The organism is Paenibacillus lignilyticus, from assembly GCF_017942085.1.
Lineage (GTDB): Bacteria > Bacillota > Bacilli > Paenibacillales > Paenibacillaceae > Paenibacillus_Z > Paenibacillus_Z lignilyticus.
The window spans coordinates 179,782-197,451 of record NZ_JAGKSP010000010.1; the positions used below are offsets into that span (position 1 = coordinate 179,782).

The window sequence follows — 17,670 nt, forward strand, 5'->3', positions numbered from 1 at the left end:
TAAGATCATGGCAAGTATTAAAAAAGGGCTCGTGTATCTGCTTCTCTCGATCCTTGTCGTCACGCAAATTTACCCATTGCTCTGGCTTGTGCTGTACTCGCTCAAAACGAACGAGCAAATTCTCGGCGGACATTTCTTTTCCCTGCCGACCACGCCGCAATGGGGTAACTATAAAGCCGCTTATACAAGCGGCCATTACTTGAAATACTTGAGCAACAGCCTTATCGTGACTTCGATCACACTGGTGTGCGTTATCGTGCTGAGCTCAATGGTGGCTTATGCGATTTCGCGTTTCAAATGGAAGTATGGACCGCTTGTAACACTGGTCTTCTTGCTTGGGATGATGATTCCGATGCAAGCAACGCTTCTGCCGCTTATGGTTATTTTCAGCAACTTGGATATTCTGAACACGCGTTTGTCGCTCATCCTGCCGTACATCGCGTTTTCGACGCCGATCGCCGTCTTTATCCTTAGCGGATTTATGCGCGGTATCCCGGCTGAGATCGAAGAGTCGGCCTTTATGGACGGAGCAAGCGTATACCGGATCTTCCGCAGCATCATTTTGCCGATATCGGTTCCGCCGATTATGACAGTCGTTATCCTGACGTTCATCACGATTTGGAACGAGTATATCATGGCAGCGACATTTATCTCTGCGGAGAAGTTGAAAACTCTTCCTTTCGGCATATATAATTTCGTTAGCCAGTACAACGCCAATTTCGGTGCAATCGGTGCATACCTTGTGCTTGGCGCCTTGCCGGTCATGCTCGTTTACTTCGTCCTTTCCGAGAAAATCACGAAGGGTATGGTAGCCGGAGCGGTGAAAGGGTAAGGAATGGGTTCATGAGAGGCGGAAAGGCCAGTGTCACGCGGATTTCATTCGATTCAATACCGATTATTCGTGCTGTTCCTGATCAGTATGGCGGCAATCTTACTGATCGTCAGCATTCTGTACTATAACCGAACGACGGTGCAATTTCATGAGAAGGTCAGCGGCTTATCCAAGCAGAACGTTTCGCAGACGGTAGGTTTGTTTGACCTTCTTCTGAAAGGCTATGACAGTCTGTCCAAATCCGTCATCGGCAATAATGATTTGGCTCGTATTTTGAGCAACCCTTCAGTCGACAGCCCTGCTGTCGATTATTTTAATGAGCGGAACATTACGAATATCCTTGGCGCCGCTTTCCTGTCGCAGGAAGATATAATCGGGATTCATGTATTAACCGATAAAGGGAAAGTGTATAACTATGGGAACTACGCCAATGTCGTTGACCCGAACTATGCGAAGACCGATTGGTACAAAAAAATCAAAGCCTCTTCCGGCAGCATGGTATGGCTGGGCGTGTTTGAACACTCCATTATCGATCAGGTAGAGGACCGCTCCGTGTTTGCTTTTGGCCGGCCGATCTATGATTTGAACAATCATAAGCAGGTAGGCATTGAGCTGTTCGAAACAAGTCCGAGGGCGATTATTGCGGCTATGGAAAATTTGAAGCTTGGCGCGCATAGCCAGGTTTTTTTGATGTCCGGTGAGGGGAAGGTCATCTCGACGACCTCGATCACTTGGGATGAACCCTGGCTGGCGAGCTTAGAGCGCCCGATTGATGGGATTCCGGTGGTTATGGAGAAAGATGATCAGCTAATCGTATCTTCGAAGCTTCCTTATGCGGATTGGACGGTGCTCAGCGTGACGCCGGATAAGGATCTCAATGTGGAGCTGGCGGAGACGCAGCGGTTTCTGCTTCTGGTCGGCGCTGCGCTCGTGCTCGTTGCGACGCTCATCGCGACGATTTTCTCGCGGACGATATCTTCGCCGCTTAAGCGGTTGATCTCCGAGATGAAGCAGGTCGAAATCGGTAATTTCCGCGGCTCGCTGAATGTGACCTCGTATCAAGAAATCAATATCTTGGTCGCCTCCTTTAATCAGATGGTGAATCAGATCGCCGAGCTCATCGAGCGGGTGAAGATCTCCTCCGTCAGCGAGAAGAATGCGGAGCTGAAGGCGCTGCAATCGCAGGTGAATCCCCATTTTCTCTATAACACGCTCGATATGATCTACTGGATGCTCGATGAGAAAGGCCATGACCGACTGGGAGAGGTGGTGCTGTCTCTATCGCGGCTGTTCCGTTACAGCAGTTATTGGGATGAGAATGCGGTGAGTTTGCGGGAGGAAATCGAGCAGACCGAGCATTATCTGACGATTATTGTGACACGGCTGGAAGGGCGCCTAACCGTGGATATCGATGTAGGGGAACCGTGGCTGAACATCCCGTTGCCCAAAATGACGCTGCAGCCCATTATCGAAAATGCGGTGAAATACGGCTTGGAGCCGCTGGTTGATCGGTGCGGTTCACTGCGCGTCTATACGGAAGCGGATGAACGTCAGCTGCGCATTATCGTGCAGGATAACGGCGCGGGGATAGACGAGGCTGCGCTGACAAGGTTAAATGCATCGCTGCTGAATCCGGAGGATGAGGCAGAACGTGAGGAGCATGAGGAAGTCCGGCATGAAGGCGGCATCGGTCTAGTGAACCTGCAGCGACGGATCCGGCATATGTATGGCGAAGCGTACGGCGTTGAACTGAGGAGTGTGCTGAACGAAGGGACAACGGCGATTATTACGGTGCCGCTTCTGCCGCCGACCAAGGAAGGAGGAAATGCCCATGGCAGTGAATATTCTCATCGCGGATGATGAAAGCGTCATACGGGAGGGTGTGAAACGGACGATTAAGCGGGCTTTTCCCGACTACTCCATTCATTTGGCGGCTTCGGCAGAAGAAGCGGTTAAGCTCATGGACAGCCAGCCGATTGATATCGTGCTGACGGATATCCTCATGCCCGGCATCGATGGCTTGGAGTTTATGAAAATGTCACGCCGCAAGTACCCCCATGCCAAGTGGGTCGTCATCTCCGCGCATTCCGAGTTCTCGTACGCCCAGAAGGCGGTTCGCCTCGGTGCGCGCGATTATTTGCTTAAGCCAATCGGCAAGACGCGTCTTGTTGAGCTGATGGCGCAGCTGGCGGATGAGGCGAAGCAGGAGTCTGCGATTTCGAAGGAAAGCGAGCTGCTGAAGACGAACCTGAAGTACTTGCGGGAAGCGGTCTTTCAGCGGCTGGCCTCAGGGCTAGATATCGGCAATATGGACATTGGCGAGCTCATCGATCGTTACCCGGAATTCCGCTTGATCATGGTGCGCATTGAAGAGGCGGTAAAGAACGTACAGCTGGAGCATTTTATTATCGAAAATGTGCTGTCTGAGCTGATTGATCGGCATGGACAGGGCTTTGTCGTCAACTTCGACCGTCAGAGCTTGCTGGGACTCGTGCAGCTGGAGGATAACCGGACGGAAGGGGATCTGCTGCAGGAGCTGCGCACGCATCTCACCCATTATCTGAAGGTGCCGTTTCATATTACGTATTCGGATATGATTCGCGAATTTACTCGAATCCCGGATGAGGTGCGTCGTCTGCGGCAGTCGTCGATAACGACGGCGGGCGATCGCCAAGAGGGCGGGGATAAGGCAATCGAGGTGGCCTTGCAATATTTGAAGGCGCATTATAACGAGGAGCTATCGCTCGAGAAAGTAGCGTCGGTCGTATTCTTGAACCCGATCTACTTCAGCCAGCTGTTCAAGCAGAAGACGGGGCAGGGGTACAAGGACTACGTCATCAGTCTGCGCATCGAGCAGGCGAGAGAGCTGCTGCTGCAGCCGGGCCTCAAGCTGGCCGAAATCGCCGAGCGAATCGGCTACGCGGATGTACGCCATTTCACGCAGGTGTTCCGCAGGAAGATGAACGTAACGCCGACGGAGTACCGCCAGCAGCTGATGGCGGAGAGGTAGGCATGGGCTTATGCTGAAGCAGGTTCCAAGTAGATCTCCCGGTGGGCTTCATTCCCGGTAACTTTTGTAATAGCCAGGGCTGAGTGATCGTCGTATGCGATCGGTCAGCCCTTTTTGTTCGTCGTTGTTCCTACTGGGAGAAGCGGGAGTACAGATGTTGCACAACTTGCAGCATTTTCGCCGAATAGCAGTCTTTATTTCGATCATGTTGCACATAAATCAACATTCCGCCGCAAGGGGAGATTGATGAAGAGGGAAGGAGGTTAGTGCTCCTCATCGTCGTCTACAGCAACCCCCAGCTGGCGATTCTTCTCCTTGAAGCGCGAGTTGTGCGAGGAGACGTAGGCCGTCTTGTCGGCGGCCGGGTCGAGATAGGTTTTGACGCTGTTGGTCGCATTGACGGCATCGGTGAACGTGCCGGCGATCAGATGCACTTTGCTGTCGTGCATGACGAAATCGCCTGCTGCGAAGACGCCGGGCAGATTCGTCTCCATTTTGCTGCTGACATGGGCGTTCCAGTCCCCCATCTCAATGCCCCAATCCCGGATACCGCCAAAGTTATAACGCAGGCCATGGTTGACGATGACCGCATCCACGCTCAGCTCTTCCACCTCACCCGTTTCCATATGGGAAATCGTTACGCGGTCGATTGCGTTTCCGTTGCTGCTGTGCAGCGCCTGTACGGCGTATGGCGTCCGAACGGACGCGGATGATTGCCTCATCTGCGTCACGTTGCGCTCATGGCCGCCGAATTTATCCCGCCGATGCACGACGGTCAGGCTTGCCGCAATCGGCTCGATCATATTGGCCCAGTCGACCGCAGAGTCGCCGCCGCCGGAGATGAGCACATGTTTGCCGCGGAACTCCTCCAGCGACTGCACCGTGTAATGCAGGTTCGTCACCTCGAAACGGTCCGCACCTTCAATCTCAAGCTTAGCCAGCTCCAGGATGCCGTAGCCGATCGCAAGCACGACCGAACGTGTCCAGTGCTGCTCCCCTGAAGCGGCAGTAAGCAGGATCGTATCGTCTGCCCGCCGCTCCATCCCGATAATATGCTGACCGAGCACGACAGTCGGCTCGAAAGTCATCGCTTGCGTCACCAGCTGCTCGATTAACTTGGCGCCGAGCGTAGGCGTGAGACCGCCAACATCCCAAATCATTTTCTCCGGATAGATGAGAATACGTCCGCCAAGCTCCTCGCGTGCTTCAATCAGCTTCGTCTTCATCTCCCGCATGCCGCTATAGAAAGCGGTGTAGAGGCCGGCCGGGCCGCCTCCGATAATGGTTACATCGAATAATTCCAGGTGATTGTTCATTATGTGTGCCTACTTTCTTCTACTATAATCAAGTCCGTTTACCGCTGCTCGTAACGTAATGAAGAGTGGTTAACAAAAACAAAGCTCACGAAAAATATATGATAGTGATAATCATTATCACCATAATTATCATACAACGAAAGGAGGAGAAATCATATGAACAAAATGTTAATTCCTGCTGGTCCTCAAGAAATAAAAAAAAAGACCGAACAGAGAGTCCCATGACATCTCTGCTCGGTCTTTGTCTATCCGACTACACTTGTGGGAAAAACTGAGGCAAATAATCTTTGTTCGCTTCGAGCATCTCGTCCAGCAGTTTAATGGCGACATCCACGTTTGGTACCAATGGATGATGAACCATCGCTTGGAGCGCGATATCGCGGCTGCCGGTGACAGCTGCTTCTATTGTAAGCTGCTCGTAGGTTTTAACGGCATGAATTAATCCTTTCACATGCAGAGGCACATTCGTCAGCGGCAGCGGAAGCGGGCCTGTCTTCGTCACGACACAGTTGACTTCGATGGATGCGCTGTCCGGCAGGAAGTCGATCGTACCATTGTTAGCGACGTTAAGGGTTTGAATATCGTTCTTGCCGTTATAGAGCGACTTCATGAGATTAACGGCAGCCTCGGAATAGTAAGCGCCGCCGCGCTGCTCCAGCTGCTTCGGTTTCTCGTTGAGCTCTGGATCCGCGTACAGCTGGAACAGCTCATCTTCTACGCGTTTCACTACCGCTGCGCGATTGCCGTCCTTTTTGAAGGATTCTTGCTGTTCGGCGAGCATCTCGTCCGTCATATAGAAATACTTCAGATAATAGGAAGGCAGTGCGCCCAGTGAGCGGAGGAAATCCGGATTCCAGCCCGTCTGCGGGACGTTCTTGCCGCTGAAGCCTTCCGTATTGTTCAGCAGCTCGGGAAGCTTATCTACGCCGTTAACGTCTACGCGAGTAACCCAGTGCAGGTGGTTTAAGCCCACGAACTCGGTGTAAATGTGCTCAGGCGCCGTGTCATATGTGGTGGTTAGCCATTTGGTCAGACCAATCGGTGCATTGCATAGGCCGACGCTGCGTACGTTGGAATGGGTGTGGATGGCTTCCGTTACGATACCCGCAGGGTTCGTGAAGTTGAGCAGCCACGCTTGAGGTGCCAGTTCCTCGATGTCTCGGCAGATATCCAGCAATACGGGAATTGTCCGCAATGCTTTCATCATGCCGCCCGGGCCGGTCGTTTCCTGCCCAATCACGCCGTATTTCAGCGGAATGGACTCGTCTCTGCCGCGCGCCTCGAGCATGCCGACGCGCATCTGCGTGCTGATGAAATCAGCGCCTTTGATCGCCGTGCGGCGATCCGTCGTCAGATGCACCTCGATCGGAAGGCCGGAGCGCTCCACCATGCGTTTGGCTAAATTGCCGACAATGTTTAGCTTATGAAGTCCTGCCTCAATATCGACGAGCCACAGCTCGCGTACCGGAAGCTCATGATGAAAACGAATAAACCCTTCAACCAGCTCAGGGGTATACGAGGAACCGCCCCCAATAACAACAACCTTCAAACCGTCTGCCACTCTGGTCACATCCATTCCAAATAGTTAGTTAAGCTTTATAATTTGATATCATCGAATTCGCCAAGCGCCCGCATGCGGTCATAAACATCCTGTTCAATCGTTAAGCCGTCTGCTTCCATGGCAGACCAGACAGCGCCGAACACCGGATCGACTGTCAAAGTAACGAGCGTTGCCGACGGCGCAGCGGCCGATACAAGCTCTTCAAGCGGCCCGCGAATCCAGCCTCCGCGATCACCGCGGGTCAGCAGACTGCCTGCGAGCACGACATCGAAGGTCTCGCCAGTCATCCCAAGACGCCGAGCGACGGCGACTACCGACTTGCCCAGCTCCGTCCCTTGATGGCGAAGGATAGCAATCGCGGCTTCATCCCCAAGCGCCGCTGCTTCGAATAGCAGCTTCGTGACATCAATCGGCACTTTCTTGTCATGATCGAGGAAATCGTGAAACATCGTCTCTACATCCTGATAGCCCAGGTAACGAAGCAGCAGATCCGTGAGCAGCGTTGGTTTCTCCCGGCCATCCCAAGCGCGGATTACCGTGCGGAATGCTTCGATGTTCAGTGAAGCGCCTCCGCCGAAATCGCCATGCATATATTCGAAGCCGCCGCACTGCAGATGGACGCCTTCCCTGTTTCGGCCGGCGCAGTTGGTGCCGGTACCGCAAATGACCGAAATTCCGTAGGAACGGTCCGTTCCCGCACGAAGGCCGATCATCGTGTCGCAAGTGATCGAATAGCGGGGCAGGCCGATCGCGCTCACAATCGGATGCAGGATGCGATAATCCGCTTCCCGGTCAGCGCCTGCAAGACCGAAATAAGCATGCTGTATATCCTCGCGGTTGAGTCCTGCTTGTGTCAGTGCCGCGGATACGGCTTCCGCCAAGTGGCGAGCGGCGCCTTCGGCATCAAGCTGATGATTGCCGTTTCCGCTTTGACCTTTGCCAAGCACATTGCCTTGTTCGTCGGTGAGCAGGGCGTGCGTTTTCGTGCCGCCGCCGTCGATGCCCAAATAATAAACCATTATTGCCACTCCTGTCTCAGTAGGCTACCCATAGTAATGCTTGTTTCAATAGATGAATTAAGTATGTTCCTGCCGGCTTTGCTGCTCAGCGACTCCGGTTGATTGGCGAAGGACGAGCTCTGGATCGATCCGCAGATTGGCTGCGCGCTTCATCGATCCGTCGATTCGTTTGAGCAGCACTTCCGTAGCGGCTGCTCCGATACGGTCTGCAGGCTGCCGAATCGTCGTCAGGAGGGGGCGCAGCAGCGAAGCGACCTGTTGATCGTCATAGCCGATAACGGATACTTCATCCGGAACACGGATCCCAGCCTCCATAAAGGCATTGATAACTCCGATGGCGATATAATCATCGCCGGCGAAGACCGCGCCCGGAAGCAGCTGCTCTTCGATCCACCGCCTAGCCGTTTGATAGCCGAACTCAGCCGAATACTCGCCTGAAACGAGCTCGAAAGGCCGGAGGCCGGCTTCTTGGAGCGCTTCCATGAAGCCGTTGCGACGTTCGCTAGTGCTTCTGAACATTTCGCTGCCGCTGAGATGCGCAATGGATGTATGCCCAAGCTCAATCAGGTGTTTGGCCGCGGTGTAACCGCCCTTGTAATTGTTCACTGTAATCGAGTAGGTATCGTTCTCCGGCTTCTGGTTATCGATAAGGACGTAAGGAATATTCCGTCGTTTCATTTCAATAATATAATGGTCTTCTTCAATCGGCGAGAGCAGAATGATGCCGTCCACGCGATCCTCTTGAATCAGGTAGTGACTCTCCTCCTGACGGATGCTCTTCGTCACGGCGACAGCGAGGAAGTAGCCCTGCTCTGCCAGAATGCCGTTAATCTCATTCACGATTTCATCGAAGAATGAATCCTGCATGGTGGTCATGATGAGACCGATGATGCCGGTCTTGCCTCGGGCGAGGCTGCGTGCTGCCGCACTTGGGCGGTAATCGAGCTCCTTCATCACCTCAAGCACCTTCTGCCGATTCTTCTCGCGCACAGATCCTGCACCGTTAAGCACGCGGGATACCGTGACAACGGAGAGGCCCGACTTCTTGGCGACATCGAAAATACTTACCTTCATGCGTATGCATTCTCCTTCGATAAGTAAAATTAAAGCGTTTATACTTTAATGCAAAAAAATATAAAATCAAAGCCCAACACAAAGTGATTCATTTCGTTCGAAAGTTAAAACGCTTAAACTTTTTGTTTCTTTTCTTATTGTAGAGGAGGCTTCTTGATTTTTCAAGCTTAATTTCCGGCTCATTCTTGTACAAGCCATCGCAAAAAGCATATAATAAATCCAAAATTAGCCGCGGGGAGTGTTTGACGTGAGTGCCAGCTACAAGAACTGTCAAAGCTGCGGCATGCCTATAGCTAAAGGCGATAAGAACGGCACGGAAGCCGGCGGAGCGAAGAGCTTCAAGTATTGCATCCACTGTTACGCAGATGGCAAATTCACTTTGCCTGATCTAACGGCAGACGGCATGAAGGCGCATGTGAAGGGCAAGCTCGCCGACATGGGGTTTCCGAAGTTTACGACAGGGTTCTTTACACGCGGCATTCATAAGCTGGAGCGCTGGAAGAGCTGACGAGCGCAAGAGCTGCTTTGGCGGAGGAAGAGACGGACCCCGGGTCTTGTCTCTTTTTTGTTGGAATCACGACTGTTTTTGCAACTGATTCGTATGAAGTGGTATGGTGTAAAGAAGCACTAGTAGGAGGAAGAACATGGCGAACGATTCGAGAAAAAATAAACATATTGCCAATATATCGCTGGGTGTCATGGCGACGGGCTTCGCAGCTACGATTCCTTTTAGCGGCGCGGGGCTCAGCTTGCTGCACGTCGGCTTCGAGGCCGGCGTCATCGGGGGGCTGGCGGATTGGTTTGCGGTGACGGCGCTGTTTCGCCATCCGCTGCGCATTCCGATTCCGCATACGGCGCTGCTGCCGCGCAATCGCAAGAAGATGTCGGACGGCATCGTGCGCGTGCTGGAGGATCGGCTGCTTGCCAAAGAGAGCATGATCGAGAAGCTGCGGCAGATCGAGCTGGCGAAGCAGCTGCTGCCGGCCCTTCGTCAGGCGGCTCATTCGGCTGTGCACAGCGAGCGACTGCCGCATCTGCTCGAGGGAGCGCTCAGGGCGATCGAGCTGGAGAAGCTCGTCCCTGTTCTCTCGGGGGAAATTCGCTCCGCGGTGGAGCGAATCGATCTGGAAGCAGCGCTTCGCGGCTTCCTGCGAAACGCGGTGGAGAATGGCGTAGACGAACGCCTGCTTGATCTGCTGCTGGAGCGCGCGGAAGAGTGGGCTAGCACGGAAGGGATGCGCCGCGAGCTGGGCAATGCGGCGATGCAGCTCGTGAAAGGGCTCAATCTGGGCGGCTTGATGCAATTTGCCGTCAACGCGTTCATCGGCTATCTGGATGAGGATCGACTGGGTACGATGCTGCAATCCTTTATTTTGACGAAGATCCATGAGCTTAAGGTACAAGGCACCGACCGGCGCGCCGTTATAATGAAGCATCTGCATCAAGGGCTGGAGATGTTGATCTCGCGTTTGGCCGAAACCGGACAGCTCGATGCGCTGCGAGACGAGCTGCTCGCATCATTTGATCTGGATGGCGAGATGACGCGGTTGTTCGAATCCCTGCGCGAGAAAGGCATCGCATTCCTCCATTCGGAGGATTTTGCAGCCAAAGTATGGCCGATGCTGGAGAGCCTGCTCGATCGCTTGGAGGAGAATCGCGGTTTAGTTCAGGATGCCGAGCAATGGCTGAAAGGGCAAATCGCCGGACTCATTGAACGCAATCACGCGAAGATCGGCTCGTTCGTGAAGGAGAATCTCGATCGGCTCGACAATGATCAGCTCGTGGAGTTAATTGAAGATAAAGTGGGGCAGGACTTGCAATGGATTCGGGTCAATGGCGCCGTTTGCGGCTTCCTGATCGGGCTGCTGCTGCGGTTAATTGAAATGGGCTTCGGTTATAACTAGCGGGAAGCAGCAGGCAGTCCGTTCTATTTCGCCTTATTTGCGAGAAACGGCAAATTAGTGAGGTAGAAGGAGACTGCTTGCGATCGACTCCATTGTAAGCGTTATATTCGCGCCAGTTGGCTGGAAATGAGAACGAAACCGTTTGCGGCATTCCTTTACAAAAGACATGCGCAGGCGTAACATACGATTCATGCTTAATCTTCTGCTATAGCGCTGAATTTCTGAACAGAAATCGGGGGAACCACTCATCTGGGGTGAATCTTGAAGAACAGACCGTTTGGTCGATGCTTTAAGTAGGGCGACTCTCACGCCCGAATCCGTCAGCTAACCTCGAAAGCGTATAAGAGAGGCAACGATTGTCCGTGCAATAGACACTTTTTATGATAACTTGTGCCTAGAAGCCGCGAGAGGCGTTCCTCTGTGTTAAAGAGGCAATTCCCTGCAGGCTTCTTTTTTGTGCTGTTTATAAGGCAAGGATGGACACAAAGAAGAATAAGTTTGCGAAGATTATGTAAGTTTAAAGATGTAGAAAGGAAGGCGAAGTTGTCATGGCTGGTTACCGCCGCAAAACCCCTGAAGAAATGCTCTTATCCATCTCCAAAATTCATCGCGGCCGTCTTAAAATTTATGTTGGTGCCGTGAGCGGCTCAGGTAAAACCTATCATATGCTGCGTGAAGGCCAAGCGCTCAAGCAGCAAGGCATTGAGGTTGTCATCTGCGCAGTATCGACGATGCGCCGGCCCGAAACGGTGGAACAGCTTGCTGATTTGGAGCGGATCCCGAGCATTCATTGGCATAAGGGGGACGTGGAGAAGAAGGATCTTAATTTGGATGCCATTCTGGAACGGAATCCGGAGGTGCTGCTCGTTGACGGACTCGCGCACGAGAACCGTCCGGAAGCGAAATTTCCGACGCGTCTGGAGGACATCCAATTTCTTCTGAGTCACGGGATCAGTATCATCACAACCGTGAATGTATACGAACTCGAAGGGGTAACCGAGCTTGCGCAGAAATTGACAGGCATCACAGCGGAATGTACGGTGTCCGCGGATCTGCTTGAATTGGCGGACGAGGTGCGGTTAATCGATGCTTCGCCGGAAACGATTCTGTCCCGCCTGAACGAAGGGCGTTTAAACAATATTAAAGATCCCGGGCTGCTCAAGCGCGGGAACCTTGGCAAGCTCAGGGAGCTTGCCCTGCGGCTGATGGCCGAAGGCGTGAACGAGTCGCTGGAGAAATACCGCGAGGAGCAGGGCTTCATCGGGCCGTCCGGCGCTACGGAACGCATCTTGGTAGCGGCGCAGTATCACTGGAACGGTTCGATTTATATCCGGCGCGGTCAGCAGATCGCCAAGCGTCTTGGCGGCGATCTGGAAGTCGTCGTCTTCGTCGATTCCAGTCAGGAGCCTACGAAGGAAAGAGAAGATTTCAAACGCTCCATTCTGAAGCTGACCGAGAAGGTGGATGCCGGCTTTAGAGAGATTTTGGTCAATAATAGAAGACAAATCCCGCGCGCGCTCATTAAATACGCGATGCTGATTAATGCGACCCGCATCGTTATGGGGCATTCCAAGCAGACGCGCGCACAGGAGATTGCTCAGGGCTCTATCGCGGGCAGCGTGCTGAAACAGATGCGCAACATTGACGTTTTCTTCATGGCGGACAGAGCCGAGCATGAGGGAGAGCGTGTACTTCCAACGAAACGGGCGACGCCGAAGATGACCGCCGAGCCGTACCGGAGGCTGAGTGCGCAGGAGGTAGAGAAGAAGATCGAGCGGATTCGCCGCGGTAAATTCAAGGTTTATGTCGGCGCAGCGCCGGGAGCGGGCAAGTCCTATATGATGCTTCGCGAGGGCAATGATTTGCTTCGCAAAGAAATCGATGTTGTGGTTGGCCTTATGGAGACGCATGACCGTGCGGAAACGCAGGACCAGGCCGGACGTCTTGAAGTTGTGCCTCGTCTGACCATTGACGGCGATGGCCGGGTTTACTCGGAGATGGACGTGGACGCGATTATTGCGCGCAATCCCGAGGTTGTGCTCATCGATGAGCTGGCCCACACCAATGCGCCGAGCTGCCGGAACAAGCGGCGGTACGAGGATGTGCAGGAGATTCTGAATGCCGGCATATCGGTCATAGCTACAATGAACGTGCACCATCTGGAAAGCTTGAAGGATGCGGTGGAACAGATTACGGGGACAGCCGTGAAGGAGACGGTTCCGGACATGATGCTGCGCCTGGCCGATGAGGTTGAGCTGATCGATGTGGCGCCGGACACGCTGCAGCAGCGGATGCGGGAAGGCCATATTTATAAAATGTGCGACGTTGAGGACGCGCTCTGCGGCTTCTTCAAAACAGGCAATCTGATTGCGCTGCGCGAGCTTGCCCTGCGGGAGATCGCCGACGACGTCGATGAACGTTTGGAATCGTGGGAACGCAACGGCTCGCTGCGCGGCCCATGGCGGCGCCATGAATCGATCTTCGTTGCGGTAACGGTGAACAAGAAAGCGGAGCGACTCATTCGCCGCGGCTTCCGAATTGCGCATCGCCTCAAAGCGGATTGGCATGTTCATTATGTGCAAACGGATGCGGTGCCGGGCGAAGAGGAGCGGATTGAAGAGCTTCAGGAGCTGACGGCGCGCCTTGGCGGAACGTTCGAGGCCGAGCGCAACGTCTCGCGTAACGATGTGCCTGCCGCTTTGCTGGCGAAGGCGAATGTGCTGAAAAGCACGCAAATGGTACTCGGTCAATCCGGTCAGGGCTTCTGGAGCAAGCTGCGCAATAAATGCGTGGTCGACACCATTTTGCGTGAAGGAAGGCACATGGATGTGCTTGTTGTAGCGGATTTTAATCCAAACATCGAAATCGGAGAAGAATAGATTCAGGGGTTTGGGTACACATTTATTCATGACCGTGGATATCCATTTAATATGGTAATATGTGAGATTACCTGACAATTTAAAAATTTAAATTGAAACAACCCTCTTTTCTTGATAGAATCTTTAGTGTATTAAAGATAACTGGTAGGGGGAAGCAGAATGAAAAAGTGGTATATTATAGCTATTCTTACATTAGTGACGGCAGTAATTCTCTCTGGTTGTGGCGCGAAGAACAACAATAACACAAACACAGGCAGCGAAGCAGGCAACAGCAGTGAAGATACAACGTACAAATTTGCAACAGATGCAGCTTATGCTCCAATGGAATATATGGACAAAGACAAAATCACAGGCTTTGATATCGAGTTCCTTGAGGCTGTTATGGCTGAAGCCGGCGTGAAGTATGAAGTGGACAACACGGGCTGGGACGGCATGCTGGAAGGCGTGAAGCAAGGCACGGAATATCACGCGGGTGTCTCCAGTATTTCGATTACCGATGACCGCAAGCAAACGTACGACTACTCGATGCCGTATTTTGAATCGATCAACGTGATCATGGTGAAAGAGGGCAGCGACATCAAGAGCGCCCTTGACCTGAAGGATAAGAAAGTTGCGGTTCAAAGCGGTACGACGGCGGATACGCTTATGACGAAGATCATGGGTAACAGCAACACGGATTTGAAGAAGTTCGACAGCAATGCAGTAGCTTTGCTTGAGCTTGATCAAGGCGGCGCGGATGCGGTTGTTGCCGATATCGCGATCGTTCGCGATTACATTAAGAATAACCCGGACAAGAAATACGCGGAAATTTCCGATACAACAAACTTCACGCCGGAGTATTACGGCATTCTGTATCCGAAAGGCAGCGATTTGAAAGCGAAGCTGGATCCGGCGATCAAAACGATCATCGAGAACGGCAAATATGCAGAAGTGTATAAAAAATGGTTCGGCGAAGAGCCGAATACGGCTAATCTGCTAAACGCGAAGTAATAGGGACGCGAAGGGCATGCGTTATTGGCGCATGTCCTTTGTTCTTGTCAGTAAAGGAAGTACTAGTATTCGCTGTAGCTTAGGCTAATCATCGGTGTAGAGAAGACGAAAGGGCGAATTAGGATGGATTTTAGATTTGATATTATTTGGGATTACGCGCCGCTTCTACTGAAGGGGACGATGTACACAATCTTAATTTCTTTATCGGGCATTCTGCTTGGTTCAATTCTGGGTTTGATCGTTAGCTTCGGCAAAATGTCGAGTCGCTGGTTCTTGCGGTGGCCGATGCAGTCTTACATCAACTTCTTCCGCGGTACTCCGCTGCTCGTGCAGATTTATATCGTGCACTTCGGTCTTATTCCGCTCGTTTACGGTAAAACGAATGCGATTATCGCCGCTATTACCGCCTTATCCTTGAACGCAGCAGCCTACACGGCTGAAATATACAGGGCTGGTATTCAGTCCATCGACAAAGGTCAGACGGAAGCGGCCAAGTCGCTTGGGATGACCCATGCGCAAACGATGCGTTTCATCGTGCTTCCGCAGGCGATCAAACGAATGATTCCGGCTTTCGGCAACGAATTTATCGTCCTGGTGAAGGACTCCTCGCTGGTCGCGCTTATTACGGCGCCTGAGATTATGTATTGGAGCAACGTCATGAAAGGGCAGTACATCCGTGTATGGGAGCCGTACCTGACAGCTGCGTTCATTTACTTCATTCTTACTTACTCATTAAGCAAGCTGCTCAATGCATTGGAAAGGAAAGTGTAATGCACATGAGTCCAATCATTCAAGTTACCGGGTTGTCTAAGGCGTTCGGCTCGAACGTCGTGCTCAAAGATATTAATGTCGACATCAACAGCCAAGAGGTTGTCGTTGTCATTGGCCCTTCCGGATCAGGCAAATCGACGTTTCTGCGTTGCCTTAACCTGTTGGAAGAGCCGACAGGCGGCAACATTGTGATCGAAGGCCAATCGCTTATGGACAAGAATACGAGCATTACAAGTGTTCGTACCGAGGTTGGCATGGTGTTTCAACAGTTCAATCTGTTCCCGCATCTGAAGGTGCTGGACAATATTACGCTGGGCCCTATTCAAATTCGCAAATGGCCGGCTCAGAAAGCACGCGCCAAGGCGATGGAGCTTCTCGAGAAGGTAGGCTTGGCTGACAAAGCGAACGCTTATCCGGCTTCGCTCTCCGGCGGTCAATCCCAGCGCGTCGCGATTGCGCGCGCGCTTGCGATGGAGCCGAAGATCATGCTCTTCGACGAGCCGACATCGGCGCTCGACCCGGAGATGGTCGGCGAGGTGCTTGCCGTCATGAAGCAGCTGGCGAAAGAAGGCATGACGATGGTCGTCGTCACGCACGAGATGGGCTTCGCCCGCGAAGTAGGCGACCGCGTCATCTTCATGGAGCAGGGCTACATCGTCGAGCAAGGCACGCCGGCGCAGATCTTCGAGCGTCCGCAGCAGGAACGGACGAAGGCGTTCTTGTCGAAGGTGCTGTAAGGAACGGAAGAATGAGTGGCTGTAGTAGGAGATTATCGTTTGCATGTCGAACCATGTAACTATGACTACACTAACGAAAGAAACCAACAAATCGGATTCACTTCCATATGGCTTATTGACGGCCTACCTCTGGGTAGGTGCGTTCTGCGCAGGGTACTTCTTTGAAGTACCCTTTTTGTCGTTAAATGCGCTGCTCTTTATTGGTTTGGCTTTTTGTATTTGGCGTTCCGTGCCGCTGCGGGTGACGATGCTTCATGGTTGGTTGCTGCTGCTAATTAGCTGCTATTGGCTATCCTGCATCTATGCGGTCGATTTGGAAGGGGCGATCCTGGAAGCAGGGCGAATGTCGAGCTTATTGCCAGTAGCTTTGATGTTTGCTTCACTGTCTGTAGGCAAACGAGACGCGCTTATGAGGCAGTGGGCGTGGCTTGGTGCTTTCCTAACGGTATGGGGACTTGCGTTTGGATTATTTCGAGAAGGACGGTTGGAGTCGACATTTGGCTATGCCAATGTGCTGGCAATCATACTCCTATCTGGAATGGGACTGGGATGGCGTGCTTATTTGCAAGGGAAAGGGAAACGATATATTGCCCTTATCACAGTCCAAGGCATCGGGCTGTTTCTTACTCAGTCACGTGCGGTATTGCTGTTGTTGCTGCTCTTTGCAGCCATTGAAGCGGCACGATATTGGCGTCGTAATGATCGTAAGCCGATTAGAGGCCGGGCAGCTGTCGTGGTGGGGCTTGGGTTGCTTGTTCTATTCGTGGCCATTGCTGCGGCTGGACTACGATATACGAGCCGAGTCATGAACATAAGCTGGGGGACTGCTGAATTTGAACTTCGCCGCATCTATTGGAATGACAGCTGGCAGTTGATAAAACAGCATTGGCTGCTTGGGTATGGCGGTGGAGGCTGGGCAATCGTGCATCCTCCGGGTTATTTCGTGAAATACGTCCATCAATTCTATTTGCAATTGTGGCTCGATGTAGGTTTGCCGGGTTTGCTGGCTTTTGTGGGCTTGGTAGTGTTTATCCTACGCTTGGGGTTACGTGGCGGATCCCAAACTACGTTATCGCTATTGTTGACTATCATCATATTGCTGCATATTGCATTCGATATCGAACTCGCGTTTCCGCTGTGCTTCGGACTGTTTGTAATGATTGGTGCTGAGATGCTGCCGGAGGATGAAGGGAAGCGAAGCGCTGGGCGAGGCGTGCGAATTGCAATTCTTGTGCTCTGCCTGCTTTCGGCGGTCGGCTTCAGTTGGAGTGCGGTCGGATATAGCTTGATGGCACAAGGTGTCACAGCAGCTTCGACTCCTGCTGCGGATAAGCTGGAACGAGCTTCATCGGCTCTTGAAAAGGCAGGGCAATTACTGCCTTGGGCACATTCCGTCCATTATGAGTTGGCTAAAGCATATGTCAATTACGTTAATGAGACTAAAGACCGCAACTTCATAGAAGCGGCCGGCCGAGAAATAGATCTAGCGAATCGGATGCTTCCCGAGTACTCGGTCTATCAGCGGATGCAGAAGTCTATTTTTTCTACACAAAATCTTAAAAAATGGGAACGTTGAT

At 52.5% G+C, this 17,670-nt stretch carries 14 protein-coding genes and 1 riboswitch; of the genes, 10 read left to right on the forward strand and 4 right to left on the reverse strand.

The features are described 5' to 3' along the window. The first annotated feature begins 7 nt into the window (after positions 1 to 7). Genes I8J30_RS22215 through I8J30_RS22225 form a run of 3 tightly spaced genes read left to right on the forward strand, consistent with a single transcriptional unit; the run spans position 8 to position 3,842 of the window. Entirely contained in the window at positions 8 to 832 is an 825-nt protein-coding gene (locus tag I8J30_RS22215) for a carbohydrate ABC transporter permease (protein WP_210661829.1), read from the forward strand. Positions 833 to 862: 30 nt separating this feature from the next. Then, positions 863 to 2,692, forward strand: a complete 1,830-nt coding sequence (locus tag I8J30_RS22220; RefSeq protein ID WP_210661831.1) for a sensor histidine kinase — start codon at positions 863 to 865, stop codon at positions 2,690 to 2,692. Beyond that, positions 2,670 to 3,842, forward strand: a complete 1,173-nt coding sequence (locus I8J30_RS22225) for a response regulator (RefSeq protein ID WP_210661909.1) — start codon at positions 2,670 to 2,672, stop codon at positions 3,840 to 3,842. The genes I8J30_RS22220 and I8J30_RS22225 overlap by 23 nt, the downstream gene beginning before the upstream one ends. A gap of 263 nt (positions 3,843 to 4,105) precedes the next feature. Here the strand turns inward: I8J30_RS22225 and I8J30_RS22230 are convergent, their stop codons facing one another. The 4 genes from I8J30_RS22230 to I8J30_RS22245 form a co-directional block, all read right to left on the reverse strand. Further along, the gene (locus I8J30_RS22230) at positions 4,106 to 5,158 is read right to left on the reverse strand and encodes an NAD(P)/FAD-dependent oxidoreductase (RefSeq protein WP_210661833.1); all 1,053 of its coding nucleotides are present in this window, start codon (positions 5,156 to 5,158) and stop codon (positions 4,106 to 4,108) included. Between the two features lie 253 nt (positions 5,159 to 5,411). Beyond that, positions 5,412 to 6,719, reverse strand: a complete 1,308-nt coding sequence (locus I8J30_RS22235; RefSeq protein WP_338044918.1) for a 6-phospho-beta-glucosidase — start codon at positions 6,717 to 6,719, stop codon at positions 5,412 to 5,414. 35 nt (positions 6,720 to 6,754) lie between these two features. After that, the gene (locus tag I8J30_RS22240; RefSeq protein ID WP_210661837.1) at positions 6,755 to 7,738 is read right to left on the reverse strand and encodes an N-acetylglucosamine kinase; all 984 of its coding nucleotides are present in this window, start codon (positions 7,736 to 7,738) and stop codon (positions 6,755 to 6,757) included. A gap of 57 nt (positions 7,739 to 7,795) precedes the next feature. After that, positions 7,796 to 8,812 (reverse strand): LacI family DNA-binding transcriptional regulator, encoded by a 1,017-nt coding sequence (locus tag I8J30_RS22245; protein WP_210661839.1) that lies wholly within the window; start codon positions 8,810 to 8,812, stop codon positions 7,796 to 7,798. Between the two features lie 247 nt (positions 8,813 to 9,059). On the opposite strand from I8J30_RS22245, the gene I8J30_RS22250 reads away from it, so the two are divergent. The 7 genes from I8J30_RS22250 to I8J30_RS22280 all read left to right on the forward strand — a co-directional run bounded on the left by I8J30_RS22250 (position 9,060) and on the right by I8J30_RS22280 (position 17,669). Further along, complete coding sequence (locus I8J30_RS22250) at positions 9,060 to 9,320, forward strand: zinc ribbon domain-containing protein (protein ID WP_338044919.1); 261 nt, start codon at positions 9,060 to 9,062, stop codon at positions 9,318 to 9,320. Between the two features lie 136 nt (positions 9,321 to 9,456). After that, on the forward strand, positions 9,457 to 10,716 hold the full coding sequence (locus I8J30_RS22255) for a DUF445 domain-containing protein (protein ID WP_210661841.1): 1,260 nt from the start codon (positions 9,457 to 9,459) through the stop codon (positions 10,714 to 10,716). A 201-nt stretch (positions 10,717 to 10,917) separates the two neighbouring features. Continuing rightward, positions 10,918 to 11,070, forward strand: a riboswitch (cyclic di-AMP (ydaO/yuaA leader). A gap of 194 nt (positions 11,071 to 11,264) precedes the next feature. Further along, entirely contained in the window at positions 11,265 to 13,595 is a 2,331-nt protein-coding gene (locus I8J30_RS22260) for a histidine kinase (protein ID WP_210661843.1), read from the forward strand. Between the two features lie 159 nt (positions 13,596 to 13,754). Beyond that, positions 13,755 to 14,585, forward strand: a complete 831-nt coding sequence (locus I8J30_RS22265) for a basic amino acid ABC transporter substrate-binding protein (protein ID WP_210661845.1) — start codon at positions 13,755 to 13,757, stop codon at positions 14,583 to 14,585. A 123-nt stretch (positions 14,586 to 14,708) separates the two neighbouring features. Next, positions 14,709 to 15,356, forward strand: a complete 648-nt coding sequence (locus tag I8J30_RS22270; protein WP_091224416.1) for an amino acid ABC transporter permease — start codon at positions 14,709 to 14,711, stop codon at positions 15,354 to 15,356. A gap of 14 nt (positions 15,357 to 15,370) precedes the next feature. Then, positions 15,371 to 16,093: an amino acid ABC transporter ATP-binding protein gene (locus I8J30_RS22275; RefSeq protein ID WP_210661913.1), complete on the forward strand. Its 723-nt coding sequence runs from the start codon at positions 15,371 to 15,373 to the stop codon at positions 16,091 to 16,093. 43 nt (positions 16,094 to 16,136) lie between these two features. Then, complete coding sequence (locus I8J30_RS22280; RefSeq protein WP_210661847.1) at positions 16,137 to 17,669, forward strand: O-antigen ligase family protein; 1,533 nt, start codon at positions 16,137 to 16,139, stop codon at positions 17,667 to 17,669. Position 17,670 lies beyond the last annotated feature (1 nt).